The following is a 24,455-nucleotide window of genomic DNA, read 5'->3' on the forward strand; positions in this document are numbered from 1 at the left end:
CCATTCCGGAAGAGACAGACATGATCCGCAACGCGCCGCCCCTCGTCCTGCTGCCCGCCATGGGATGCGACGGACAGCTCTGGGCCAGACAGATCGTCGACCTCAGCGACATCACCCATCCGATGCTGGGGGACCTGACCGTCGACGACACGCTGGAGGCGATGGCGGCGCGTGTGCTCGCCCATGCCCCGCCGCGCTTCGCGGTCGCCGGGGTCAGCCTGGGCGGCTATGTCGCGCTGGAGATCATTCGCCAGGCGCCAGACCGGGTGGAGCGAGTGGCGCTGTTCGGCACCCGCGCCTCGATGCAGATGCGCCCGCGCACCGTCGCCGACCAGGGTCTGCTCGCCACGGCGCCGCACGCCGATCCGACCCTCAGCCCGATCGTCAGTGGCCCCGTCCAGGCGATGGCCGAACGCGTCGGCGCCATCGTCTTCGAACGCCAGCAGCGCGCGCTGCTCGCCCGGCCCGACATCGGCCCCGCCATTGCGGCGGTTCGCGTGCCGACGCTGGTCGCGGTGGGCGAGCACGACCGCATCTGCCTGCCCGCCGATGCACGCCAGCTTGCGGCGCTCATTCCGGCCGCACGCTTCCACGAAATCCGCAACTGTGGCCACTTGGCCCCCATCGAACGCCCCGGTGAAGTGACGATGCTTTTGCGCGACTGGCTGCAAAGCTGAGGAACGCCATTCTCACCTTATAGGCGCGAATGATCATGGATTGGGGTGACGTCGATCCGTGGGGGCTAAGCCGCTTCGGTCGATCGCACACCGATCCATCGAATGCCGGTACTGAGCGCCTTGCTACTTCACCAGCTTCCTTGGCGTGGCGCCGCTAGACATCCCTGCTTTTTTCGCGACTGTCTTGTTCGCGTTCCGATCGTGATGAGCGCCATGGGGAAGAGTATGTGCGCTCGGTTCGTAGCAGGGCGTCGCGTCGGCCATGGGCGCCGCCACGTCGAAGCAATCGTTGCTCATGTCCCGCTGGTTCTGGGCCGCGACCGGGGCGGCCGCCAAGGCAAACGGAAGAAGCATCGTCCGGAAACGGAGGAAACGCATGGGGAACCCTTTGGCATCGAAATTCTGAGGTGCCTCCTCTGTCGCCCCAAAGGCCGTGCCTGCCGACTTAAATGAATTTCACCCGCGGCGATGTGCCTTGGCCGCAACACGCGTGTGGGGCTATGCCGCGAAACATGGCAGCCATTCTGGTCATCGAAGACGACGACGCCACCGCGGTCGCGGTCATGGCCGAACTCGAACGCCACGGACACGTCGCGAGCCGGGCGGCCGATGGCGAAAGCGGACTGGAGCTGGCTACCCGAGAGGCCTTCGACGCGATCACGCTGGACCGGATGCTGCCGGGACTCGACGGCCTGACCCTGGTCGCTCGCCTGCGGGAGCGGCACATCACCATCCCGGTCTTGATGCTAAGCGCCTTGAGCGACGTCGACGAGCGGATCGCCGGGCTGCGCGCGGGCGGTGACGATTATCTGACCAAGCCGTTCGACTTCGCCGAAATGGCGATGCGGGTCGAAGTGCTGCTCCGGCGGCGCGAGCAAGCCGAGGCGGTGGTGCTGCGCGGCGGCGGGATCGAATGCGATCTGGTCCGCCGCACGGTCAGGGTGGACGGCGAGCCTGTTCGCTTGCTGCACATGGAGTTCCGGCTGCTGGAGTTCCTGATGCGCAACCGGGGCGAGGTCATGACGCGGCGGATCATCTTCGAACGCGTCTGGGGCTATTATTTCGATCCGGGGGCCAACCTCATCAGCGTGCATATCGCCCGGCTGCGCAAGAAGATCGATCGCCCCGGTCGCCCTTCTCCCATCCAGACGGTAAAGGGAGAGGGCTATCTCTTCGAAGGCTGAGGAGACGTTGCGCTGGCGCGATATCATCCGGATCAGCACGTTCCGCCTCTCGGCCATGCTGGGGGCGGTGTTCGTCGTGGGACTGATCGCGATGCTGGGCGTCGTCTATCTTGCCACCGCCCGCGACCTGACCGCGCGCAGTGATCGCATCCTGCACGCCGCCGCCCAGCGCCTGTTGCGGGTGCCTGCTGAGCAGCTACCCGATCGCGTGCGATATGAACTGCGGCGCGATCGGGCTGGCTTCAATTATCTGTCGTTGATCGCGGCCGATGGCACCGTGATCGTCGGCAATGTCCGACCGCTGCGCCCACTCTCGCCCGGCCGGCCTGTCGATGTCGAGGACGGGTCACGCGGCCCCTTCCGCCTGGTCGCGCTGCGTACCGGGCAGGGCGAGACGTTGTTGGTCGGACGCGACATCAGCCTGCTGCGCGATCTGCGCCACACCATCCTCGAAACCCTGATCGTCAGCGGTTTGCTGACCCTGTTATGCGTCGCGACAGCGGCGATTGGGTTCAGCCGCGCGCCGTTGCGCCGGGTGCGCGCCCTGCAACGCGCCAGCCGGGAGATTGCGGCGGGCGACTTCTCTGTCCGGATGCCGATCGCGGGGCGGCATGACGAACTCGACCAGTTCGCGGCCACGGTGAATGCGACGGTCGAAGAGGTCGGCCGCGTCGTTGCCCAGGTCAAGGGCGCGACCGATGGCATCGCCCATGATCTGCGGACGCCGCTCACCCGCGTCCGCGCCACGTTGAACGCCCTGCGACATCATCCCCATGACGTGGGCGGGGTGGCGGCGGGCATCCGCCAAGCGACCGGCGACCTCGATCTGGTGCTGGAGCGGTTCGCCGCCCTGCTCCGCATCTCCGAATTGGAGGCGGGGCGCCGCCGCGCGGGGTTCCGCACGATCGATCTGGGCACCCTCGTGAGCCAGGTCGCCGATCTCTACGAGCCATTGGCCGAGGATCGCGACATCACCCTGTCGGTCACCGCAAGATCCTGGTCGGTGGAGGGCGACGACAAGCTGTTGTTCGAGGCGTTGAGCAACCTGCTCGACAATGCGATCAAGTTCGGGCGTCCCGGCGGCCGGGTGGGCATTGCCCTGGTCGACGACGCCCATGGACGCGCCATCGAGGTCCGCGACGACGGCCCCGGCATCGCAGCCGACGAGCGCGATGCCGTTCTGCGCCGATTCCACCGGGGACAAGGGGCGCAGGATACCCCGGGCAGCGGCCTGGGCCTCAGCCTGGTTGTCGCGATCCTGCACCTGCATGGGTTTCGCCTCAGCCTGTCCGATGCCGGGCCAGGACTTTGCGTGCGCATCGCGCTGCCGCGCCCGGTGTGAAATTCATTTAAGTCGCCTGCGCCCGCGATTGGCGCGATGAGCAGCCGTCGGCGACGCGCTGCGGGTTCCCCACCCCCTTGATCCCCGCGCCGTCGCCGACACCGCCCCTCCCTGACGGTCACCGGGACGCCCATGCTTCAGCTCGTCAAGCTCGCCCTCGCCAAGCCCTATACCTTCGTCGTTCTGGCCATTCTGATCGTGTTGGGCGGCGGCATCGCGGCGGTCGAGACGCCGACCGACATCTTTCCGGACATCCGCATCCCCGTGATCGCAGCGGTGTGGACCTATCGCGGCCTGCCGCCGCGCGACATGTCGGGCCGCGTCATCTATTATTACGAGCGTTCGCTGTCCTCGACCGTCGGCGATATCGACCATATCGAAAGCCAGTCGCTGTCGGGCGTCGGCATCGTGAAGATCTTCTTCCGCCCCGGCGTCGACATCCGCACCGCCACCGCCCAGGTCACGTCCGCCTCGCAGACCGTGCTGAAGCAGATGCCGCCGGGCATCACCCCGCCGCTGATCCTGAACTACAACGCCTCGACCGTGCCGATCCTGCAACTGGCATTGTCCGGCAAGGGCTTGTCCGAGCAGAAGATCTACGACCTGGGTCAGAACATGATCCGCCCGGCGCTGGCCTCGGTGCAGGGGGCGGCGATCCCCTCGCCTTATGGCGGCAAGGAGCGCCAGATCCAGATCGACCTCGATCCCGCCGCGCTCCAGGCGCACCGACTGTCGGCGACCGACGTCGCGAACGCGCTGGCGCAGCAGAACCAGATCGTGCCCGCGGGCACCGCCAAGATCGGCCAGTACGAATATAATCTCCGCCTGAACAACAGCCCGGACGCGATCGACGATCTCAACGACCTGCCGATCAAGACGATCGACGGGACGACCGTGCTGATGCGCGACGTGGCGCATGTCCGCGACGGATCGCCGCCGCAGCGCAACGAGGTGCGGGTCGACGGCGCGCGCTCGGTCCTGATGACCGTCCTGAAGAGCGGTTCGGCCTCGACCATCGCGATCGTCGATCAGGTCAAGGCGCTGATGCCCAAGCTGGAGACCACGCTGCCGCCGGGTCTGAGCGTCAAGCCGCTGTCCGACCAGTCGGTGTTCGTGAAGGCGGCGGTGTCGGGCGTGATGCGCGAGGGCGTGATCGCCGCCGCGCTGACCAGCCTGATGATCCTGTTGTTCCTCGGCTCGTGGCGCTCGACGGTCATCATCGCCGCCTCGATCCCGCTCGCCATCCTGGCCGCCATCGCCGGGCTGTCGCTGGCCGGGCAGACGCTCAACATCATGACGCTGGGCGGGCTGGCGCTGGCGGTCGGCATCCTGGTCGACGACGCGACCGTCACGATCGAGAACATCAACTGGCACCTCGGACAGGGCAAGCCGGTGCGCGAGGCGATCCTGGACGGCGCCCGGCAGATCGTCGGCCCCGCCTTCGTCTCGCTGCTGTGCATCTGCATCGCCTTCGTGCCGATGTTCTTCCTGCCGGGCGTCGCGGGCTTCCTGTTCGCGCCCATGGCGATGGCGGTGGTCTTTGCGATGATCGCCTCGTTCGTCCTGTCGCGCACGCTGGTGCCGACCATGGGCAACTATCTGCTGCGCGACCACGCGGGCCCGCACACCGCCGAGGTGATGGTCAGCCACGACGCGCAGGCGGGACGCCCGGAGAGCCGCAATCCGCTGCGCCGGTTCCAGCATGGCTTCGAGCGCCGGTTCGAGGCGGTACGCGGCTATTATACCGGCCTCCTTGCCTTCGCGCTCGCCCGGCGGCGGCCCTTCGTCATCGGCTTCATGGTCCTGGTGCTGATGTCGTTCGCGCTGGTGCCAATGCTGGGCCGCAACTTCTTCCCCGCGGTTGATGCGGGGCAGATCAGCCTCCATGTCCGCGCGCCCGTCGGCACCCGGATCGAGGAGACGGCCGCGCTGTTCGACCATATCGAGAACCGCATCCGCCAGATCGTCCCGGCCGACCAGCTGGACACCATCGTCGACAATATCGGCCTGCCGGTCAGCGGCATCAACCGCGCCTATTCCAACACCGGCGGCGTCGGCCCGCAGGACGGCGACATCCTGGTCACGCTGAAGGAAGACCATCGCCCGACCGCCGAGTTCGTCAAGGCGCTGCGCGAACAGCTGCCGCGCGATTTCCCCGGCTCGTCCTTCGCCTTCCTGCCCGCCGACATCGTCAGCCAAATCCTGAACTTCGGCTCGCCCGCCCCGATCGACGTGCAGGTCGCCGGGCCCGACACGAAGGGTAACGAGGCCTATGCCCGGATGCTCGTCGACCGCCTGTCGAAGGTGCCGGGGCTCGCCGATGTCCGCCTGCAACAGGCCTCCAACTATCCCGAATATGCCGTCGACGTGGACCGCGCGCAGGCCAGCCGGCTGGGCATCACCGAAAACGACGTGACGCGCAGCCTGTCGGTCAATCTGGCGGGCAGCTCGCAGGTCGCGCCGACCTTCTGGCTCAACCCCAAGAACGGCGTGTCCTATCCGATCGTGGTGCAGTCGCCGCAATATCGCGCCAGCACCATCGAACAGCTCGACAATCTGCCGATCACCGGCACGACGCCGGGCAGCTTCCAGACGCTTCAGGCGCTGGGCACGCTGCACCGCGAACCCAGCCCCGCGCTGGTCTCGCATTATGCGGTGCAGCCGGTGTTCGACGTCTATGCGACGCCGCAGGGGCGCGATCTGGGCGCGGTCGCCGCCGACATCAACAAGGTCCTGGCCCAGACCAAGGGCCAGTTGCCCAAGGGCGCCAGCGTCGCGATGCGCGGACAGGTTGAGACGATGAACACCGCCTTCACCGGCCTGATCCTCGGCCTCGCCGGGGCGGTCATCCTGATCTATCTGCTGATCGTCGTGAACTTCCAGAGCTGGATCGATCCGCTGGTGATCGTGTCCGCCCTGCCCGCCGCGCTCGCCGGGATCGTGTGGATGCTGTTCGCGACGCACACGCCGCTCAGCGTGCCCGCGCTGACCGGGGCCATCATGTGCATGGGCGTGGCGACCGCCAACAGCGTGCTGGTGGTCAGCTTCGCCCGAGAGCGGCTGGCGGCGTGCGGCGACGCGATCCAGGCGGCGATGGAGGCGGGCGCGACCCGCTTCCGCCCGGTGCTGATGACCGCCTTGTCGATGATGATCGGCATGGCCCCCATGGCGCTGGGCCTGGGCGAGGGCGGCGAGCAGAATGCACCGCTCGGCCGGGCCGTCATCGGCGGTCTGCTGTGCGCCACCCTCGCCACCCTGGTCTTCGTCCCCGTCGTCTTCGCCATCGCGCACCGCCGCCAGAAGGCGGCCGCGCCCTCCCCCCTTATGCCCATCGGAGAAGCCATCCATGCATGACGCCGCCTCGGCCCCCGACCCGGCCCCAGCTGTGTCGGCCGACACGCCCGCGCCCAAGGGCCTGAAGGCCGCCGGTATCACCGCCGCGATCCTGGCGATCGGTATCGTCGGCGTCGGTGCCCTGTCCCGCAGCCATGACGTCGCGGCGGCGGCCAGCTGGTCCACCGCCAATGCCATCCCGACCGTCCACCTGATCCCCGTCAAGGGCGGCGCGGCGAGCGAGGCGCTGGACCTGCCCGCCACGCTGGAGGCCTGGGAAGCCGCACGACTGTTCCCGCGCGTCGCCGGCTATGTGCGCAGCTGGTCGCAGGACATCGGCGCGCATGTCGCGGCGGGACAGCCGCTGGGCGTGATCGACACGCCCGAACTCGACGAGCAGATCGGCCAGGCGCGCGCCGCACTCGCCAGCGCGCTGGCGCATGAGAAGCTGGCGCGCAGCACCGCCGCCCGCTGGGCCGATCTTCTGACCACCTCGTCGGTGTCCAGGCAGGAGGTCGACGAGAAGAATGGCGACCTCGCGGTCAAGACCGCCGGTGTCGCCGAGGCGCGCGCCGCCCTGTCGCGGCTGGAGGCGATGAAGCGCTATGCCGTCGTCCGCGCGCCCTTTGCCGGGGTCGTGACCGCGCGCAATGCCGAGGTCGGCGATCTGGTCGGGCCCGGTGCCGCCGCGCAGGTCCCGATGTTCGGCGTCGCCGACACGCATCGGATCCGCGTCTATGTCAGCGTCCCGCAGTCGCTGTCGGCGACGATCAGGCCGGGCATGACCGCGACGCTGACCGTCCCCGCCTTTCCCGGACGCCGCTTCACCGCGACGGTGGCGGGCCTGTCGAGCGCGGTCGACCCGCAATCGGGTGCCTTCCGGGTCCAGCTGCTCGCCGACAATCCCGATGGCCTGCTGAAGCCCGGCGGCTATGCCCAGGCGCGGTTCGACCTGCCCGGACAGGCGGGCACGACGCAGGTGCCGTCCAGCGCGATCCTGTTCGGCGCGGGCGGGGCGCAGGTCGCCACGGTCGATCCGCGCGGGCATATCGTGATGCACCAGGTCCATATCGGGCAGGACAATGGCCCGACCGTGCAGGTCCTGTCGGGCATCAGCCCCGGCGAACAGATCGTCGACAACCCGCCCGACTCGCTGGCGCAGGGCGAGCTGGTCCGCGTGGGGCAGAATCGTCATGGCTAAGCCCCTGTCCCGCTGGCTTGCGGGGGCCGCGCTGGTGCTGCTGGGCGGATGTTCGATGGCCCCCGCCTATCATCCGCCGGTGCTGACCGCCCCGGTCGCGTTCAAGGAGATGCCCGGCGCCGGGGACCCGGTGTGGAAGCCGGTCGATCCGGCGAACACCGCGCTGCCCGCCGCCTGGTGGACCGGCTTCAGCGATCCGCTGCTCGACCGGCTGGAGGCGCGGATCGACAGCGACAATCCGACGCTGGCGGGCGCGCTGGCGCGTTACGACATGGCGCGGGCGACCCTGGCGGGGGCGCGTTCGGGGCTGTTCCCGCGCGTCGAGCTGACGCCCGGCCTGATCCGCAACCGGCAATCGGACGAGCGCCCGTTGCGCGGCGGGTCGCAACCCGATTTTTACACCGCCGCGACGCTGGGCGGCGGCATATCCTATGAGGCCGATCTGTGGGGGCGCGTGCGCAACTCGGTCGCCTCGGGCCGCGCGCTCGCCCAGGCCAGTCGCGACGATCTGGCGGCGGTCAAGCTGGCGTTGCAGGGGCAGTTGGCCGCCAATTTCGTCCGCCTGCGCGACCAGGACCAGCAGCTCGCGCTGCTCGCCCAGACGATCGACGCCTTTGCCTGGGCCGATGCCCTGACCCGCAACCGCTTCCGCGGCGGCATCGCGACCGGCATGGATGTCGGCCGCGCGGGCGCGTTGCTGGGGGAAGCGCGGGCGCAATATGCCGCGTTGCAGGCGGACCGGGCGGTCAGCGAACATGCGATCGCCAGCCTGGTCGGGCAAACCGCCTCGACCTTCTCGATCCCCCGCCGCGACACGCCGCTGGCCCTGCCCGCGATCCCGGTCGGCCTCCCCTCGACCCTGCTCGCCCGCCGCCCCGATGTCGCAGCAGCCGAAAGGCGGATGGCGGCGGCCAATGCGCGGATCGGCGTCGCCAAGGCGGCATTCTTCCCGCAGATCACGCTGGGCGGTGCGGGCGGGTTCCAGAGCACGGCGCTGGCGGGCCTCATCGCGGCCCCCAATATCTTCTGGGCGATCGGGCCGGGCGCGATCCTCAACCTGTTCGACGGCGGCAAGCGCCGGGCCGATGTCGCCGCCGCGCGCGCCGACTGGAACGCCGCCGCCGCCGACTATCGCGCCCGCGCCCTGGGCGCGTTCCAGGATGTCGAGGACGCGCTGGCGACGCTGCACTATCTGGATAAGGCCCAATCGGCGCAGGATCAGGCGGTAAAATCCGCCGCCGGGACCAGTGCGATTGCGCTGGACCGCTACATCAAAGGTGCCGCCACCTATCTCGACGTGACAACCGCCCAGGAAAGCCTTCTCCGGGACCAGCAAAGTGCCCTGTCGCTTCGGACGCAACGCCTGACAGCCAGCGTCGCGCTCGCCCGTGCGTTGGGCGGAGGGGATCCCCTCTCTCGGGTCGATGGACGCCGATGATAGCCTGTTGGAAGCCAGACAATGTCTTGACGGCGCCGCGCCCTTTTGCCGTTCTCCGATGTTTGCGGCAGCGGTGTTGGGATGCCGTCGTGCAGGACCGGATGCTGCCCGACCTGAACAGCCTGTCGGTGAAGGTCCGGATCACGCGGCTGACGAGGGGCGCGGACAATTATCTCGCCAACCCGTTCGACATGGGACGACCGGGCCAGCCGGATCGCCGCGATTAGACGGCGGGGCACCGCCAGCGGCGAGGCCCCGCGTCCCCGGCATCAGGTCGAGCGCGACGGGCGTCGACGCTTATCGCGCGGCGGGTGCCGTGCGGGCCATCGGCGGTACCGGGCGGCCGCCGTTCAGGTCCGCGCCGTTATTGGCGTCGGTGGGGGTCGGCTGCATCATGGCGCGCATCTGCCACTGATATTTGTCGATCGCGTGCTGCACTTCCTGCAACAGGTTGGAGGTGGTGGGGTCGCCATCCTCGCTGGCCTTGATGCCCTGGCCGACCTCGTCGCTGACCACGCGGTAGTTGGTCGCGAACCAGCCGATCACCTGGGCATCGTCGATAAAGCCGCCCGGCATTTCCGGCACGCGGCTGGAACGCACGATGGTGTTGGCGCGGCCATCCGCGGAGGCGCCGATCGCCAGCAGCCGTTCAGCCACTTCGTCGGCATATTTGGCGACGCCGTCATGATGGTCCTGCAACAGCTCGTGCAGTGGGTAGAACAGCGTGCCCGACACATTCCAATGCGCCTGCTTGGTCTGGAGCTGAAGTTGCTGGAGTTCGATCAGCGTCTGCTGAAGCGCCATGATCGAGGCACGCTGGGCCTCGCCCTGCGGGCCGCCATGCGGCTGGCTGGACAAGCTGTTTTGCGGAAATCCGTTGCCCGTCTGGGTGTCACCCGTCTGGGCGAAAGCGGGCGCGGCAAAGAGGCACGCGACCAGCGCGAGCGAAGCGTAACGCATCGTTCCTGTTCCTTCGATAAGGGGCTCAGCCGGGGGAATGAACTTCGGCTCAGGCCGTTGATCGGCGGACGGTGAACGCGACCATCGGGATAGGGTTCTATAAATTTATGTTTATTTTGTTGCCCCCGGGCAGATGATCGAAACGGCACTGCCATGGGCCGCAAAGGCGAGGCCGAAGCCGTGGAGATCGGCGATCGCCTTGACCAGCGGCAGGCCCAGTCCCACCCCCGGCTGATCGGCGCGCCCGCGATAGAAGCGTTGCAGCACCAGCGCGCGCTCGGCTGGGGGCACGCCGATGCCGTCATCGGCGACGCTCAATACGATGTCGCGCCCCTGCACCCCCAGGGTGACACGCACCGCGCCGCCGACCGGCCCGAACTTCATCGCATTGTCGATCAGGTTCGACACCGCCTCGATCAACAGGCTGGCATCGCCATCGACCGGCGGCACCGGCTCGGTGGCATAGGACAGGGTGATGCCGCGATCCTCCGCGGTCGGGTGGTGCAGATCGCACGCATCCTCGACCAGCCGGGCCAGATCGACGGGCGCGAAGCGGCTGCGGCGGGCATGATCCTCCAGCTCGCGGATGCGCAGCAGCGCCGCGATGATGCCCAGCAGCTTGTCGACATCGGCCAGCGTCGCCTCGGCGGTGGCGGCAAAGGCATCGCGGTCGCGATCGTCGCGCATCCCCCGCTCGACCCGGGCGCGCAGCCGCGTCAGGGGCGTGCGCAGCTGGTGCGCGATATCATCGCCAATCCCGCGCATGTCGCCGACCAGCAACTGCAGCCGGTCGAGCATCAGGTTGATGTCGGCGCACAGCAGCCCGAAACTGTCGGGATTGCCCGGCACCGGCAGCCGCCCGGACAGGTCGCCCGCCATGATCCGCTCGGTCAGGCGGCGAACCGCATCGACCTGCCGCGCCGCGCGCCGCCCGGCGATCAGCCCGAAGACCAGCGCCATCAGGATTCCCGGAACCAGCCCCACGAGCAGCGATTGGCCGACCAGCCGCATCGACGCCACCGTATCGTCCAGATCGACGCCGATCAGCAGGCGCGTACCGTCAGGCATCGGACAGAGCTGCACCCGCGCCTCGTCGCGGTGCTTGCCCGGCAATTCGGTGGGGACGACGGTGGCGACGAACGACCTGCCGGTCGGCGCGCCCGGCGGCAGCCGCGCAACATTGCCCGCGATCCGTCGTCCGTCCGCATCGAACAGCGCCAGGAACAGGTCGCGGTGCAGATCGCGGTCCAGCTTCTCGCGCAGTTCCTCGGGCCGCTCCTCCGCCGGGGTCAGGCGAAAGAAGGTGCAGTCGTCGCTCAACTGATGCTCGATCTCGCGCCGGTGATTGTCATGCGCCAGCACCCAGAAGACCGCCGCCAGCGCCAGCGATTGCAGGACCAGCATCGCCGCCAGCGCGCTGCCCCAGCGCCAGGTCGCCCGCGCGCGCGGATCAGTGGGGAAGATCGAAGACATAACCCTGCCCCCGCACGTTGCGGATCAGCTGCGCCTCGCCCTCGCCGTCCACCTTGCGGCGAAGCCGACCCATGTGGACGTCGACGACATTGGTATTGGGCTCGAAACTATAGCCCCAGACGTCCTGGAGCAGCATCGAGCGGGTGATGATCCGCCCCGGCCGCCGCACCATATAATCGAGCAGCTTCAGCTCGCGCGGCAACAGCGCCAGATCGCGCCCGGCGCGGGTGGCGCTGCCCGCCAGCAAGTCGAGGTCGAGCGGCCCCGCGATCAGCCTCGTCTCGCGCGTGTCGTTGGGGCGGCGCAGCAGCGCCTCGACCCGCGCGATCAGTTCGACCAAGGCGAACGGCTTGGGCAGATAGTCGTCGCCCCCCGCGCGCAGGCCGCGCACCCGGTCGTCCAGGCTGCCCAGCGCGCTCAGCACCAGTGCGGGCGTATGCTGCCCTCGCGCGCGCAGGTCGGACAGCAGCGCCAGCCCCTCGCCATCGGGCAGCTGCCGGTCGAGGATCAGCAGGTCGAAATCCGCACCGTCGACAAGGGCGGCCGCCGAGCCGAGACTGGCGGCATGGCACACCTCATGCCCGGCGGCGCGCAGCTCCAGCTGGATCTCCTCCGCCGTGCCCGCATCATCCTCGATCACCAATATCCGCGTCATGTCACCGTGATCGCAACAGAGAGCGGACGTCGTCAATGAAATTACGATTTAGTATTGATAGTCATTCCGAACAAAAGGCTGCAAGCAGCCCAAATATCTCCACCAGCATTCCCTAAATCGCTATTTAGTCGACGCGACGCGACGAACTCGTCTAGCGCGACGCTATCGAATACCGCGCAGGGGATGACATGCGGATCACGGCTTTGGCAGGACTAGCGGCGACGGTGATCGCCGCGCCCGCAGCGGCGCAGCAGCAGGCGATGACGCTCGACGCGCTGGTTCAGAACGTCGTCGCAGGCAATCCCGAGCGCCAATTCTACCAGCGCCAGATCGAGACGGCGGGCGTCGAGCGCGAGGCGGCGGGCCGCTGGGCCGACCCGGAAGCGGTGGTCGAGTTCGGCCAGCGCCGCGCACAGGACCCGACCAGCGGCGCGGTCACCGGCGAGGGCATGACCTATGCCGTGTCGGTCGTCCAGCCGATCGAGTTCGGCGGGCGCATCGCATTGCGCCGCGCGATCGCCGACGGGCAGGTCGGGCTGGCGCGGATCGGGTTGCAGCAGTTCGACGCGACGCTGGCCGCCCGCGCCCGCTCGCTGGGCTACGGCCTGTTCGCAGCGGACGAGAAGGCCGCTGCCGCGCGCGAGGTGGCGGGGCGGATGCGCACGCTGGCCCGCGTGATCGTCGCACGCGATCCGGCGGGCCCCTCGCCGCAGCTGGAGGCCGCCTCGCTCCAGGCCAGCGCGATCAGCGCCGAGCGGACGGCGGCGGCGGCAGATGCCGAGGCGAACTCGATCCTCTACGAACTCAATCAGCTGCGCGGCGCCCCCTTTGCCGCGCGCATCCGCATCATGCGGCCCGACATGTCGCTACCCGCCCTGCCCTCAGGGCAAGTGCTAGCCGACCGGGCTAGCGAGAATAATTTCGAGCTGAAGGCCCTTCGCGCGCAATTCGCCCAGCAGGGACTTCGCGTCGATCTGGCGCGTAAAAGCCGCATCCCGACCGTCAGCGTCGGCCCCTATTACGACCGCGCCCGCTCCGACATTCGCGAGACCAATTACGGTGTTCGCATGTCCACCACCATCCCGCTGTGGAACCGCCAGGCGGGCGATGTCGCGATCGAAGAGGGCAAGCAGGCGCAGGCCAATGCGACCCTCATCAACGCCGAACGGCGGATCGCACGCGACGTGTTCGATCAGGCGGCGCAATATGAGGCCAAGCGCGAGGCGCTGGCCAAATGGGACGCCAACTCGCCGCAGCGTTTCGCGCAGGCCGCCGCCGATGCCGACCGCAATTATCGCCTCGGCGCGATCCCGCTGACCACCTATACCCAGATCCAGCAATCCTATGTCGAGGCGGTCAACGCCGTGCTCGACACGCGGCGCGAGGCGCTGGAGGCGCTGCTCCAGCTGCGCGCGCTCAATGGCGGGGCGGCGCTGGCCCGATGAAGCGCTGGCTCGATCTCGTTACCCGCCACCGGCTGGGCGTCGCGCTGGTCGCGGCGCTGATCGCCGCGATCGGGCTGTGGTCCTTCGCCAATCTCCAGATCGACGCCATCCCCGACATCACCGGGGTTCAGGTGCAGATCAACACCACGGTCCCGGCCCTGGCGCCCGAAGAGATCGAGCGACTGGTGACCCTGCCCATCGAGCGCGCGATGGGCGGCCAGCCGGGGCTGGACCAGACGCGCTCGCTGACCAAGACCGGGCTGAGCCAGGTGACCTTGCTCTACAAGGACGGCACCGACCAGCTGAAGGCGCGCCAGCTCGTCACCGAACGGCTGGCGGCGGTCCGCGACCAGCTGCCGCCGGGCAGCACGCCGCAGCTCGCCCCGATCACCACCGGGTTGGGCGAAATCTTCTACTACACGCTCGAATGGCGAAAGCCGCCGCCGGGACTGGACGCGCAGGGCCAGCTGATGGCCCTGTACGAGGCGCAGGAATATACCGTGCGGCCGATGCTCCGTGCCGTGGCGGGGGTCGCCGACGTCAACTCGAACGGCGGGCTGGAGGAGCAATATGTCGTCGAGCCCGATCCCGTCCGGCTGACGATGCACGGCGTCACCGCGGGCGAGCTGGCCGCGGCGGTCGCCAAGAACGTTGAGAATGCGGGCGGCGGCATCATCCGGCGCGGGCCCGAACGCTTCACCGTGCGCACCGATGCCCGCGTGATGACCGCCGAGCAGATCGCCGCCATCCCGGTCAAGTTCGCGGGCGGCGTCCTGCCGCTGCAGGTGCGCGACCTCGCGCGCGTCGTCACCGGCGCCGCCCCGCGTCAGGGAGCCGCAACCCAGAACGGCCGCGAGACGGTGCTGGGCACGGTCATGATGCTGGTCGGGCAGAACAGCCGCGAGACCGCCTTGCGCGTGCAGGAGTCCCTGCCCGGCATTGCCGCCGCGCTGCCCAAGGGCATGGTGATCGACCGGCAATATAGCCGCGCCGATCTGGTCGATCAGACCATCCATACCGTCGAGCGCAATCTGGGCGAAGGCGCGCTGCTGGTCGCGATCGTCCTGCTGTTCGTGATGGGCAACTGGCGCGCCGCGCTGATCGTCGCGCTGGTCATCCCGCTCGCCTTTCTGGTGACGGTCAGCGGGATGCACGCCATCGGCCTGTCGGGCAATCTGATGAGTCTGGGTGCGCTCGACTTCGGCCTGATCGTCGACGGCTCGATCGTGGTGGTCGAGAACAGCCTGCGCCTGCTCGCCCTGCGAAGGGCCGAGAAGGGCGAGGACCTCACCGCCGACGAACGCCGCGACACGGTGGCCCATGCCGCCCGCATGGTCGCACGACCGACCTTCTTCGGCATCGCGATCATCGCGCTCGTCTATGTGCCCGTGCTCAGCCTGGGCGGGGTAGAGGGCAAGCTGTTTCAGCCGATGGCGCAGGCGGTGATGCTGGCGATCGTCGCGGGGCTGCTCTGGACCTTCACCATCGTGCCGATGCTGTCCGCCTGGGCGTTGCGCGCGCCCGCCCGGCCGCATGGCGAGGATGCGCCCAAGGGCTTCGTCGCGGTGGCCGAGCGGGTCTATACCCCGGTGCTGGAACGCTCGCTGCGTCACCCGGCGATCCTCGTCCTCGGGGCGCTACTGCTGCTGGCGGCGGCGTTCCTCGCCTTCAAGTCGCTGGGTTCGCAATTCACGCCGCAGCTGGACGAGGGCGCGATCACCGCGATGGTCTATCGCCCGGTCGGCATGTCGCTGGAACAGAGCCTCGCCATCGAGCAGGCGACCGAGCGCGCGATCCGCCGCACATTCCCGCAGGTCAGCCACACCTTCTCGCGCATCGGCACCAGCGAGGTCGCGACCGACCCGATGCCGCCCAACGAGAACGACCTCTATATCTTCTATAAGCCATTGAAGGACTGGCCGACCGGCGACGGGATGCCGACCACCAAGCAGGAGCTGATCGCCGGGATTGAGAAGGTCGCGCGCCAGGTCTATCGGGGCCAGAATTTCGAATTCGCCCAGCCGATCGAAATGCGCTTCAACGAGATGCTGGAGGGCGTGCGCGCCGACGTCTCGGTCAAGATTTACGGCGACGATTACGACGTGCTGGAAAGCGCCGCGGCCCAAGCCAAGGCGATCCTGGAGAAGCTGCCCGGCACCGAGGGCGTCGAGTTCGAGACGGCCGGACGCCCCAAGAGCATCGTGGTCGAGCTGGACCGTGCCGCGCTGATCCGCCTGAACCTGGGCGCGCAGGCGGTCAACGACGCAATCCGCGACGCGCTGGCGGGGGCCGAGGTCGGGTTCATCCCGCACGGACCCGCACGCCATGCCATCGTGATCCGCATGCCGGACTCGCTGCGCGCCGACCCTGCGGCGATCCTGGCGCTGCCGCTGCGGGTCGGGGACTATGGCATGGTGCCGCTGTCCCGCGTCGCCCGGCTGAAGGAAACCCGCATCGTCGAGCCGATCCTGCACGACGACACCAACCGCCGCGCCGCGCTGATGGTCAATCTGTCGACCAGCGATCTGGCGGGCTATGTCCAGCGCGCCCAGGCCGCGATCGACGGGCAGGTCAAGCTGCCCCCCGGCTATCGCATCGAGTTCGGTGGGCAGTATCACCAGCTGGAGGCCGCCCAGAAGCGCCTGTCGATCGTGGTGCCCGCCGCGCTGATCCTGATCTTCGCTTTGGTCTATGCGGCACTGGGCAGCGTACGCGAGGCGGCGATCGTCTATACCGGCATTCCGTTCGCGGTGACGGGCGGCGTGCTGGCGCTGTGGCTACGCGGCATGCCCTTTTCGATCACGGCGGCGATCGGCTTCATCGCGTTGTCCGGCATCGCGATGCTCAACGGGCTGGTGCTGATCGACCATATCAACGCCCTGCGCGACGGGCGCGAGGGCGATCCCCTGCCCACCGAAGAGGCCGTGCGGCGCGGTGCGCATGACCGCTTGCGCCCCGTCCTGTCGACCGCGCTGGTCGCCTCGGTCGGGTTCATCCCCATGGCGATCGCAACGGGTTCGGGCGCGGAGGTGCAGCGGCCGCTCGCCACCGTGGTCATCGGCGGTATCATCACCTCGACGATCTTGACGCTGGTGCTGCTGCCCAGCCTCTATGCCTGGATCGAACGTCGCCGACCCGCATCCCATCGTGAAGAGGATATCGCATGAGCCAGGTTACCACCCACGCCTCCGGCGAACAGCATCTGGTCCATCGCACCGGCTGGCTGCGTGCTGCCGTGCTTGGCGCGAATGACGGGATCATCTCGGTCTCCAGCCTGATCGTCGGCGTCGCCGCCGCCCCAGGCGCGACCGCATCCAATATCCTGATCGCCGGGACGGCCGCGCTGGTCGGCGGCGCGCTGTCGATGGCGGCGGGCGAATATGTCTCGGTCAGCTCGCAGGCCGACACCGAACAGGCCGATCTGGCGCGCGAACAGCGGGAACTGGTCCGCGCGCCCGAGCAGGAAACGGCCGAGCTGGCGGCGATCTATGTGTCGAGGGGCGTCACGCCCGCCCTGGCGCAGCAGGTGGCCGAAGAGATGATGGCGCATGACGCCCTAGGCGCGCACGCCCGCGACGAGTTGGGGCTCAGCGACGACCTGGCCGCGCGACCGATCCAGGCGGCTCTGTCATCGGCGGCATCGTTCACGGCCGGGGCCGTCATCCCAGTCTTGATCGCCGCCGTCGCGCCACGATCCATGGTGAGCATGGCTGTTTCCATCGCCGCGCTCCTGCTGCTCGCGGTGCTCGGAGCACTGGGCGCAAAAGCCGGTGGGGCCCGCCTGCTTCCGGCCATCGCACGCGTCACCTTCTGGGGTGCGATCGCGATGGGCGTGACAGGGCTGATCGGCCATGCCTTTGGAACAGCGATATAGGGCGCGAATGCGGCCATTCCATCCCTGGCCCTCAGCAGCCTATCACTGGTCGGCCTGAGCGCTGTGCTTCGCCCATTTTACCGGAATGCGAAGATAGGTGACGCCGTTCGCCTCGGCTTCATCAAAATGGCCAGCGCGAATGTTGACCTGGATCGAGGGCAGCAGGAGCCTGGGTACGGATAGCCCGGCATCGCGCTTCTCACGCATGGCGACGAAGTCATCTTCGCTCACGCCATCATGGACGTGGACGCTCGACCGTCGCTGCTCGCCCACGGTCGTCTCCCAGCGATAATCGTCGCGACCCGGTGCCTTATAGTCGTGGCAGAGGAACAGTCGCGTCGCGTCCGGCAACGCCAGCAAGCGGCGGATCGAGCGATAGAGCGTGCGCGCGTTCCCACCGGGGAAGTCGGCGCGGGCAGTGCCATAGTCGGGCATGAACAGGGTATCGCCGACAAAAGCCGCATCGCCGATCCGGTAAGCGACATCGGCCGGGGTGTGACCGGGGACGTGTAGCACCTCCACATCCAGCGTACCGATCGCGAAGCGCTCGCCATCCTCGAACAAACGGTCGAAGTCCGAGCCATCGGTCTTCAGGTCGTCCATTGCGAACACCGGGCGGAAAATCTTCTGCACCTCGCGGATGTGCGCGCCGATGCCGATCCATGCATCAGTGTGCGCTTTGATGAAGGGAGCGGCCGACAGGTGATCGGCATGGGCATGCGTCTCCAGCACCATCCCGATCCGCCAGTCGTGCTCGCAAGCGAACGCCACGATGCGTTCGGCCGAACGGGTGTCCGCGATGCCGCTCGCCATGTCGAAGTCGAGCACCGGGTCGATTACCGCTGCGATCCGTGTCGCGGGATCGCCGACAAGGTAGCTGATCGTGTTCGTCGGCTCGTCGAAGAACGCTTCGATGAAGGGCTGGATCATAATTTCCTCTGTTAGCTATTGCTAATATATTAGAGACCACTACATAAGCAATAGCTAACGGAGTGCGATAATGCTCAAACCACCGATGGACCTGGCGACATTCGAGGCGAAAGCCGGACAGGTCGCCGATACGCTGAAGGCGATCGGCAATGCGCGACGACTGATGCTGCTGTGCGAGCTGGTCGAGCATGGCGAGGTGACCGTCGGCGACCTGGCCCGCGATGTCGGCCTGTCGCAGTCGGCCTGCTCGCAGCACCTGGCCAAGATGCGCGACGAAGGCCTCGTCACCTACCGGCGGGAGAGCCAGACGCTTTGGTACAGCATCGCGGACGCGCGCGTCGAAACGCTGCTCGCCACCCTCTACCAGCTCTATTGCAAGGATTGATGCGATGACGCTCGTGACCCTTTCCCCCGCCGAAACCCGCGCCGCAGTCGATGCCGGGGCGCGCCTGATCGACATTCGCGGGGCCGACGAACATGCGCGCGAGCACATCCCCGACGCGATCAACGTGCCGCTCGACCGGATCGGCGAACTGCCGCGTGACGGAAGCCCGGTCGTCTTCCACTGCAAGTCGGGAATGCGAACCGCCGCCAATGTCGCGCAGCTTGGTGCGGCAGCAGGCAGCGGGCCCGCCTACGTCCTCGGGGGCGGTATCGATGCGTGGCGGCAGGCGGGGCATCCGACCGTCGCCGATCGATCGCAACCGCTGGAAATCATGCGGCAGGTGCAGATCACGGCCGGTTCGCTGGTGTTGACGGGCGTTCTGCTCGGCCTGTTCGTCGCCCCCGGCTTCTTCGGCCTGTCGGCGTTCGTGGGTGCCGGGCTGATTTTCGCAGGTGTCACGGGATGGTGCGGCATGGCGAACCTGCTGCGCGTCATGCCCTGGAACCGGCGCGCGGCTGCGTGAAGCGATCATGGACATCGCCGCCATCCTTGCCACCCTCCTATCCGGGAGCGTGATCGGCCTGATCCTCGGCCTTGTCGGCGGGGGCGGGTCGATCCTTGCCGTACCGCTACTGGTCTATGTGGTGGGCGTCGGCTCGCCCCACGCAGCGATCGGGACGGCCGCCCTCGCCGTGACGGTCAATGCGCTCGCCAGCCTCGTCGGCCATGCCCACGCCGGTCGCGTGAAGTGGCGGTGCGCCAGCGTCTTCGCGGTGTCGGGCATGATCGGCGCGGCGCTGGGTGCCGAACTCGGCAAGGCGTTCGACGGCAAGCGGCTCCTCGTCTCGTTCGGGCTGCTGATGATCGGTGTCGGGCTGTCGATGCTGCGCAAACGCCGCTCGGCCGAAGCGCCGGACGTGCGCCTGACGCGCAACAGCGCGGCGACGCTACTGCCGCGTCTGGTGCCGATCGGGCTGGGCGTCGGGCTGGCCGCCGGCTTTTTCGGGATCGGAGGCGGGTTCCTGATCGTCCCCGGGTTGACTCTTGCAACCGCTGACGTGACCCCCGCCTTTCATCCAGCGGCAACCAGAGACTGACCGTGGTTTTCGCGCATGAGCGCAAGTGAAGCAACGGGCGGGGTTAACCCCGCCCGTTGCTGTTCGAGCCCGGCAGCGAACGCAGCCGGGGTATCGTAGCCGAGCGACGAGTGCGGCCGCTCGGTGTTGTAGTCGTCGACCCAGCGCGCCAGGATCGAGCGGGCCTGACCGATGGTGAAGAACAGCGTCTCGTTGAGCAGCTCGTCGCGCATGCGACCGTTGAAACTCTCGACAAAGCCATTCTGCGTCGGCTTGCCCGGCGCGATGTAATGCCACTCGATGCCGGTATCGCCGGACCAGACGAGCACCGCGTTCGACGTCAGTTCAGTCCCATTGTCGCTGACGATCATCTTCGGCCTGCCGCGCTCGGCGATCAGATCGGCCAGTTCGCGCACGACCCGCCGGCCCGAGATTGACGTGTCCACTACCGCCCGGAGGCATTCGCGCGTGACGTCGTCGACGATGTTGAGCACGCGGAACCGTCGACCGGTAACGAGCTGGTCGTGCACGAAGTCCAGGCTCCAGCGCTGATTGGGGAGCGTTAGCACCGGCGCGGGTGCCCGGCTGCCTGTAGCACGCCTTCGTCCTTTACGACGACGCACCGTCAGGCCCTCCTCGCGGTAGAGCCGCTGGGTCTTCTTGCGGTTGATCGTGATGCCGTCCCGGCAAAGCAGAATGTGCAGACGCCGATAGCCGAACCGCCGGCGCTGCTGCGCCAGCTCACGCAAACGCGACCGCAGGTCGCCATCATCTGCCCGGCACGAGCGATACCGCATGCTCGTGCGGTCTGCCCCAACGACCATGCACGCCCGCCGCTCGCTCATCCCCAACGTCGCCTGGAGATGCGCGACCGCTTGCCGCTTCGCGGCGGGCGTCACCACTTTTTTGACAGCAGGTCTTTCAACCCCGCGTTGTCGAGCATCGTGTCCGCCAATAGCCGTTTGAGCCGGGCGTTCTCCTCTTCGAGCGACCGCAGACGCTTTGCGTCAGACACCTCCAGGCCGCCGAACTTCGCCTTCCACGCATAGTAGGTCGCGCTCGACATCCCGTGCTTGCGGCACAGCTCCGTCACCACCGCCCCCGCCTCGGCCTCCTTCAGGATGCCGATGATCTGCTCTTCCGAAAACTGCTTCCGCTTCATTCCGTCCGTCCCTTCAATGGGCCGGTCTCTAGTTCCAGATGGATGAAGAAACGGGGGTCACTTCAACGCCATGCCGCTGTCGTTCGCAATCGGCACGTCGCTGGTCGTCGTCAGCGCGCTGGGGCTGACGACTGCGACTTCCTATGCCCTTTCAGGTCTCGTTGATTGGAGCACTACCGCGCTGTTGGTCGCAGGCGGTATTGTTGGGACGATCGGCGGCATCGCTCTGGGTACGGTTCTTAGCACCCGTAAGGGACTGGTCGAACGCGGATTTGCCGTCGTGGTGATCGCGATCGGTGCCTACATCGCAGCGGCGTCGCTTTAGGCTAAGCACTGGCAACCGCCTATTTTGAGACAGGTGACGTGCCGCAGCTCAAGAGCTTTGCCACCGACCTCATCCCGACCGTGACGGCGCATCTCAACATGGCCAAAGGTCTGAAGGCGTAAAGCCGATCGCCTGCGGCCACACCGGGTCGCTTATCGGAAAAAGGGCGGACATGGCATGTGCGATGTCCGCCTTTTCGTTGTCACTGTATTTCGAGCGTGGTGACGCCTGTGAGCGATCCGTCATCGGATTGCAGAGTCGCTATCCCCATCCACGATCGTCAATGCTTGCGGCCCTTCAGCAGCGCCGCCCTTACGAAGCTATGTAGAAAAAGACGCAGAAAACCCCGCAGCGAGGTGGCTACGGGGTTGGAAGTAGGAATGGTTGCGGGGGCAGGATTTGAACCTGCGGCCTTCAGGTTATGAGCCTGACGAGCTACCGGGCTGCTCCACCCCGCGAGAAGGGGGAAATTGTGAATGGGTTTTGTGTATTCGCGGGCTGTAATGCCTGGCGACGCCCTACTCTTCCACTGCTTGAGCAGTAGTACCATTGGCGCAGTCGGGTTTCACGGCCGAGTTCGGGATGGGATCGGGTGGGACACCGACGCTATGGCCACCAGGCAATAGAGTCCGCGAATACAGGCCCCATCTGTTGGGATGGGGTGTTTGGGTATAAAATCGATGCGTGCACTGGCTGTGTTGATGACCGCACCCGTTGTGTCATCAGCCCAGGGCTGATGGTGGGGGTGTGGAGCTCTCAAGCGCGAATAGGACAATTAGTATCGGTTAGCTCCATGCGTTACCGCACTTCCACATCCGATCTATCGAGGTCGTGGTCTTCGACCGTCCTGAGAAATCTTATCTTGAGGGAGGCTTCCCGCTTAGATGCTTTCAGCGGTTATCCCGTCCGTACATAGCTACCCTGCTGCGCCGTTGGCACGACGACAGGTACACCAGAGGTACGTTCAACCCGGTCCTCTCGTACTAGGGTCAACTCCTCTCAAATTTCGACGCCCACGGCAGATAGGGACCAAACTGTCTCGCGACGTTCTGAACCCAGCTCACGTACCACTTTAATTGGCGAACAGCCAAACCCTTGGGACCTGCTCCAGCCCCAGGATGTGATGAGCCGACATCGAGGTGCCAAACAACCCCGTCGATATGAGCTCTTGGGGGTTATCAGCCTGTTATCCCCGGCGTACCTTTTATCCGTTGAGCGATGGCCCTTCCACGAGGGACCACCGGATCACTATGACCGACTTTCGTCTCTGCTCGACTTGTCAGTCTCGCAGTCAGGCTGGCTTATGCCATTGCACTCTAACAGACGGTTTCCAACCGTCCTGAGCCAACCTTCGCGCGCCTCCGTTACTCTTTAGGAGGCGACCGCCCCAGTCAAACTACCCGCCACAGAGGGTCCCTGTACCGGTTTCACGGTACGAGGTTAGACATTAAACAACAACAGGGTGGTATTTCACCTATGGCTCCACATCGGCTGGCGCCAATGCTTCAAAGCCTCCCACCTATGCTACACAGTTCTTGTCCAATGCCACTCTGAAGCTGCAGTAAAGGTGCACGGGGTCTTTCCGTCTAACCGCGGGTACTCCGCATCTTCACGGAGAATTCAATTTCGCTGAGCATGTCCTGGAGACAGTGGGGAAGTCGTTACGCCATTCGTGCAGGTCGGAACTTACCCGACAAGGAATTTCGCTACCTTAGGACCGTTATAGTTACGGCCGCCGTTTACCTGGGCTTCATTTCAGAGCTTGCACTCCTCCACTTAACCTTCAGGCACCGGGCAGGCGTCAGGCCCTATACGTCGTCTTGAAGCCGACTTAGCAGAGCCCTGTGTTTTTGCTAAACAGTCGCTACCCCCTGGCCTGTGCCCCCCACAAAAGCTTGCGCTCATGTGGGGCCTCCTTCTTCCGAAGGTACGGAGGCAATTTGCCGAGTTCCTTCAGGACACTTCTCTCAAGCGCCTTGGTATACTCTACCTGACCACCTGTGTCGGTTTCGGGTACGGTCTATACGGTGGGGCTATTTCCCGGGACAGTTTCGAAGCACGTCCAATCCGATAAGGACGTACAACACACACCATCCGTCACACACCACCAGGCCCACGAATATTAACGTGGTTCCCATCGACTACCCCCTTCGGGCTCGTCTTAGGGGCCGGCTCACCCTGCGCGGATTAGCCTTGCGCAGGAACCCTTGGTCTTTCGGCGAGAGGGCATCTCACCCTCTTTATCGCTACTCATGTCTGCATTCGCACTTCCGATACCTCCACGACCCATTACCAGATCGCTTCGCAGGCTTACGGAACGCTCCGCTACCGCGTACACAAAGTGTACACCCTAAGCTTCGGTGCGTGTCTTGAGCCCCGTTACATCTTCGCCGCAGAAACCCTTGTTTAGACCAGTGAGCTGTTACGCTTTCTTTAAAGGATGGCTGCTTCTAAGCCAACCTCCTGGTTGTTTTGGGATTTCCACATGCTTTCCCACTTAGACACGACTTGGGGACCTTAGCTGTAGGTCAGGGCTGTTTCCCTTTTGACGACGGACCTTAGCACCCGCCGTCTGTCTCCCGAGTATCACTCATAGGTATTCGGAGTTTGGTTAGTATTGGTAGATCTCGCGACCCCCGCAACCATCCAGTGCTCTACCCCCTATGGTGTCCGCTCGAGGCACTACCTCAATAGTTTTCGCGGAGAACCAGCTATTTCCCGGCTTGATTGGCCTTTCACCCCTAAGCACAACTCATCCGGTAACTTTTCAACGTTAATCGGTTCGGACCTCCAGTGCGTGTTACCGCACCTTCATCCTGGTCATGCATAGATCGCCGGGTTTCGGGTCTAATACTTCAAACTAAGTCGCCCTATTCAGACTCGCTTTCGCTGCGCCTACACCTATCGGCTTAAGCTTGCTTGAAACATTAAGTCACAGACCCATTATGCAAGAGGTACGCAGTCACCCCATAAAGAGGCTCCTACTGCTTGTAGG

At 66.3% G+C, this 24,455-nt stretch carries 19 protein-coding genes, 1 tRNA gene, 2 rRNA genes and 1 pseudogene (1 of these 23 running past the window's edge); 14 read left to right on the forward strand and 9 right to left on the reverse strand.

Translation table 11 applies throughout. The annotated features are described in order from the left end of the window. Positions 1-20: 20 nt before the first annotated feature. Positions 21-677 (forward strand): alpha/beta fold hydrolase, encoded by a 657-nt coding sequence (locus AC1GI4_RS02795; RefSeq protein WP_479628458.1) that lies wholly within the window; start codon positions 21-23, stop codon positions 675-677. A 123-nt stretch (positions 678-800) separates the two neighbouring features. On the opposite strand, the gene AC1GI4_RS02800 is transcribed toward AC1GI4_RS02795, so the two are convergent. Further along, a complete protein-coding gene (locus AC1GI4_RS02800; RefSeq protein WP_479628459.1) occupies positions 801-1,055 on the reverse strand; it encodes a hypothetical protein in 255 nt (84 codons plus the stop codon). A gap of 134 nt (positions 1,056-1,189) precedes the next feature. On the opposite strand from AC1GI4_RS02800, the gene AC1GI4_RS02805 reads away from it, so the two are divergent. From AC1GI4_RS02805 to AC1GI4_RS02830, 6 genes are all read left to right on the forward strand, one after another. Next, entirely contained in the window at positions 1,190-1,861 is a 672-nt protein-coding gene (locus AC1GI4_RS02805) for a response regulator transcription factor (protein ID WP_479628460.1), read from the forward strand. A gap of 7 nt (positions 1,862-1,868) precedes the next feature. Further along, positions 1,869-3,203, forward strand: a complete 1,335-nt coding sequence (locus AC1GI4_RS02810) for a sensor histidine kinase (protein ID WP_479628461.1) — start codon at positions 1,869-1,871, stop codon at positions 3,201-3,203. Positions 3,204-3,335: 132 nt separating this feature from the next. After that, positions 3,336-6,557: an efflux RND transporter permease subunit gene (locus tag AC1GI4_RS02815; protein WP_479628462.1), complete on the forward strand. Its 3,222-nt coding sequence runs from the start codon at positions 3,336-3,338 to the stop codon at positions 6,555-6,557. Then, positions 6,550-7,737, forward strand: coding sequence for an efflux RND transporter periplasmic adaptor subunit (locus AC1GI4_RS02820; protein WP_479628463.1), 1,188 nt, complete (start codon positions 6,550-6,552; stop codon positions 7,735-7,737). The genes AC1GI4_RS02815 and AC1GI4_RS02820 overlap by 8 nt, the downstream gene beginning before the upstream one ends. After that, positions 7,730-9,175: an efflux transporter outer membrane subunit gene (locus AC1GI4_RS02825; protein WP_479628464.1), complete on the forward strand. Its 1,446-nt coding sequence runs from the start codon at positions 7,730-7,732 to the stop codon at positions 9,173-9,175. Before AC1GI4_RS02820 ends, AC1GI4_RS02825 begins: the two co-directional genes overlap by 8 nt. Before the next feature lie 62 nt (positions 9,176-9,237). Further along, a complete protein-coding gene (locus AC1GI4_RS02830; protein WP_479628465.1) occupies positions 9,238-9,402 on the forward strand; it encodes a response regulator in 165 nt (54 codons plus the stop codon). Between the two features lie 70 nt (positions 9,403-9,472). Here the strand turns inward: AC1GI4_RS02830 and AC1GI4_RS02835 are convergent, their stop codons facing one another. The 3 genes from AC1GI4_RS02835 to AC1GI4_RS02845 form a co-directional block, all read right to left on the reverse strand. Then, positions 9,473-10,135, reverse strand: coding sequence for a Dps family protein (locus AC1GI4_RS02835; protein ID WP_479628466.1), 663 nt, complete (start codon positions 10,133-10,135; stop codon positions 9,473-9,475). Between the two features lie 111 nt (positions 10,136-10,246). After that, positions 10,247-11,608, reverse strand: coding sequence for a sensor histidine kinase (locus tag AC1GI4_RS02840; protein ID WP_479628467.1), 1,362 nt, complete (start codon positions 11,606-11,608; stop codon positions 10,247-10,249). Beyond that, entirely contained in the window at positions 11,586-12,263 is a 678-nt protein-coding gene (locus AC1GI4_RS02845; RefSeq protein WP_479628468.1) for a response regulator transcription factor, read from the reverse strand. Before AC1GI4_RS02845 ends, AC1GI4_RS02840 begins: the two co-directional genes overlap by 23 nt. A 188-nt stretch (positions 12,264-12,451) precedes the next feature. Between AC1GI4_RS02845 and AC1GI4_RS02850 the strand changes: the two genes are divergently transcribed. Genes AC1GI4_RS02850 through AC1GI4_RS02860 form a run of 3 tightly spaced genes read left to right on the forward strand, consistent with a single transcriptional unit; the run spans position 12,452 to position 17,582 of the window. Beyond that, positions 12,452-13,708 carry a TolC family protein gene (locus AC1GI4_RS02850; RefSeq protein WP_479628469.1) on the forward strand — a complete coding sequence of 419 codons (1,257 nt, stop codon included), beginning with the start codon at positions 12,452-12,454 and terminating at the stop codon, positions 13,706-13,708. Beyond that, positions 13,705-16,875, forward strand: coding sequence for an efflux RND transporter permease subunit (locus AC1GI4_RS02855; protein ID WP_479628470.1), 3,171 nt, complete (start codon positions 13,705-13,707; stop codon positions 16,873-16,875). The genes AC1GI4_RS02850 and AC1GI4_RS02855 overlap by 4 nt, the downstream gene beginning before the upstream one ends. Further along, a complete protein-coding gene (locus AC1GI4_RS02860; protein WP_479628471.1) occupies positions 16,872-17,582 on the forward strand; it encodes a VIT1/CCC1 transporter family protein in 711 nt (236 codons plus the stop codon). Before AC1GI4_RS02855 ends, AC1GI4_RS02860 begins: the two co-directional genes overlap by 4 nt. A gap of 42 nt (positions 17,583-17,624) precedes the next feature. Here the strand turns inward: AC1GI4_RS02860 and AC1GI4_RS02865 are convergent, their stop codons facing one another. Further along, on the reverse strand, positions 17,625-18,512 hold the full coding sequence (locus AC1GI4_RS02865) for an MBL fold metallo-hydrolase (RefSeq protein WP_479628472.1): 888 nt from the start codon (positions 18,510-18,512) through the stop codon (positions 17,625-17,627). Positions 18,513-18,582: 70 nt separating this feature from the next. Between AC1GI4_RS02865 and AC1GI4_RS02870 the strand changes: the two genes are divergently transcribed. The 3 genes and pseudogenes from AC1GI4_RS02870 to AC1GI4_RS02880 form a co-directional block, all read left to right on the forward strand. Beyond that, entirely contained in the window at positions 18,583-18,897 is a 315-nt protein-coding gene (locus AC1GI4_RS02870; protein ID WP_479628473.1) for an ArsR/SmtB family transcription factor, read from the forward strand. 4 nt (positions 18,898-18,901) lie between these two features. Then, on the forward strand, positions 18,902-19,420 hold the full coding sequence (locus tag AC1GI4_RS02875) for a rhodanese family protein (RefSeq protein WP_479628474.1): 519 nt from the start codon (positions 18,902-18,904) through the stop codon (positions 19,418-19,420). 7 nt (positions 19,421-19,427) lie between these two features. After that, a pseudogene (locus tag AC1GI4_RS02880) lies at positions 19,428-19,952 on the forward strand (sulfite exporter TauE/SafE family protein); the annotation flags it as partial. Between the two features lie 17 nt (positions 19,953-19,969). Here the strand turns inward: AC1GI4_RS02880 and AC1GI4_RS02885 are convergent. Further along, positions 19,970-21,135, reverse strand: a protein-coding gene (locus tag AC1GI4_RS02885) for an IS3 family transposase (protein WP_479628475.1) whose coding sequence is annotated in 2 segments (ribosomal slippage) — positions 19,970-20,874 and positions 20,874-21,135 — 1,167 coding nt in all. Because the reading frame shifts where the segments join, the coding sequence is not laid out codon by codon here. A 70-nt stretch (positions 21,136-21,205) separates the two neighbouring features. Here AC1GI4_RS02885 and AC1GI4_RS02890 point away from each other — a divergent pair. Further along, entirely contained in the window at positions 21,206-21,460 is a 255-nt protein-coding gene (locus AC1GI4_RS02890; RefSeq protein ID WP_479628476.1) for a TSUP family transporter, read from the forward strand. Between the two features lie 381 nt (positions 21,461-21,841). Here AC1GI4_RS02890 and AC1GI4_RS02895 read toward each other — a convergent pair. The 3 genes from AC1GI4_RS02895 to AC1GI4_RS02905 all read right to left on the reverse strand — a co-directional run. After that, positions 21,842-21,918: transfer RNA gene (locus tag AC1GI4_RS02895), tRNA-Met, on the reverse strand. A 47-nt stretch (positions 21,919-21,965) separates the two neighbouring features. After that, positions 21,966-22,080: ribosomal RNA gene (gene rrf / locus AC1GI4_RS02900) — 5S ribosomal RNA — on the reverse strand. Positions 22,081-22,215: 135 nt separating this feature from the next. Then, positions 22,216-24,455: ribosomal RNA gene (locus AC1GI4_RS02905) — 23S ribosomal RNA — on the reverse strand; it runs 551 nt beyond the window's last position.

Source organism: Sphingomonas sp. 77B, from assembly GCF_056497825.1.

What these genes read in the sequence shown, in the direction of transcription:
- AC1GI4_RS02845 (WP_479628468.1), bottom strand. Translation starts at nt 12,263, where the DNA reads ATGACGCGGATATTGGTGATCGAGGATGATGCGGGCACGGCGGAGGAG.
- AC1GI4_RS02855 (WP_479628470.1), top strand. Translation starts at nt 13,705, where the DNA reads ATGAAGCGCTGGCTCGATCTCGTTACCCGCCACCGGCTGGGCGTCGCG.
- AC1GI4_RS02860 (WP_479628471.1), top strand. Translation starts at nt 16,872, where the DNA reads ATGAGCCAGGTTACCACCCACGCCTCCGGCGAACAGCATCTGGTCCAT.
- AC1GI4_RS02800 (WP_479628459.1), bottom strand. Translation starts at nt 1,055, where the DNA reads ATGCGTTTCCTCCGTTTCCGGACGATGCTTCTTCCGTTTGCCTTGGCG.
- AC1GI4_RS02850 (WP_479628469.1), top strand. Translation starts at nt 12,452, where the DNA reads ATGCGGATCACGGCTTTGGCAGGACTAGCGGCGACGGTGATCGCCGCG.
- AC1GI4_RS02865 (WP_479628472.1), bottom strand. Translation starts at nt 18,512, where the DNA reads ATGATCCAGCCCTTCATCGAAGCGTTCTTCGACGAGCCGACGAACACG.
- AC1GI4_RS02875 (WP_479628474.1), top strand. Translation starts at nt 18,902, where the DNA reads ATGACGCTCGTGACCCTTTCCCCCGCCGAAACCCGCGCCGCAGTCGAT.
- AC1GI4_RS02840 (WP_479628467.1), bottom strand. Translation starts at nt 11,608, where the DNA reads ATGTCTTCGATCTTCCCCACTGATCCGCGCGCGCGGGCGACCTGGCGC.
- AC1GI4_RS02890 (WP_479628476.1), top strand. Translation starts at nt 21,206, where the DNA reads ATGCCGCTGTCGTTCGCAATCGGCACGTCGCTGGTCGTCGTCAGCGCG.
- AC1GI4_RS02820 (WP_479628463.1), top strand. Translation starts at nt 6,550, where the DNA reads ATGCATGACGCCGCCTCGGCCCCCGACCCGGCCCCAGCTGTGTCGGCC.
- AC1GI4_RS02795 (WP_479628458.1), top strand. Translation starts at nt 21, where the DNA reads ATGATCCGCAACGCGCCGCCCCTCGTCCTGCTGCCCGCCATGGGATGC.
- AC1GI4_RS02825 (WP_479628464.1), top strand. Translation starts at nt 7,730, where the DNA reads ATGGCTAAGCCCCTGTCCCGCTGGCTTGCGGGGGCCGCGCTGGTGCTG.
- AC1GI4_RS02870 (WP_479628473.1), top strand. Translation starts at nt 18,583, where the DNA reads ATGCTCAAACCACCGATGGACCTGGCGACATTCGAGGCGAAAGCCGGA.
- AC1GI4_RS02815 (WP_479628462.1), top strand. Translation starts at nt 3,336, where the DNA reads ATGCTTCAGCTCGTCAAGCTCGCCCTCGCCAAGCCCTATACCTTCGTC.
- AC1GI4_RS02805 (WP_479628460.1), top strand. Translation starts at nt 1,190, where the DNA reads ATGGCAGCCATTCTGGTCATCGAAGACGACGACGCCACCGCGGTCGCG.
- AC1GI4_RS02835 (WP_479628466.1), bottom strand. Translation starts at nt 10,135, where the DNA reads ATGCGTTACGCTTCGCTCGCGCTGGTCGCGTGCCTCTTTGCCGCGCCC.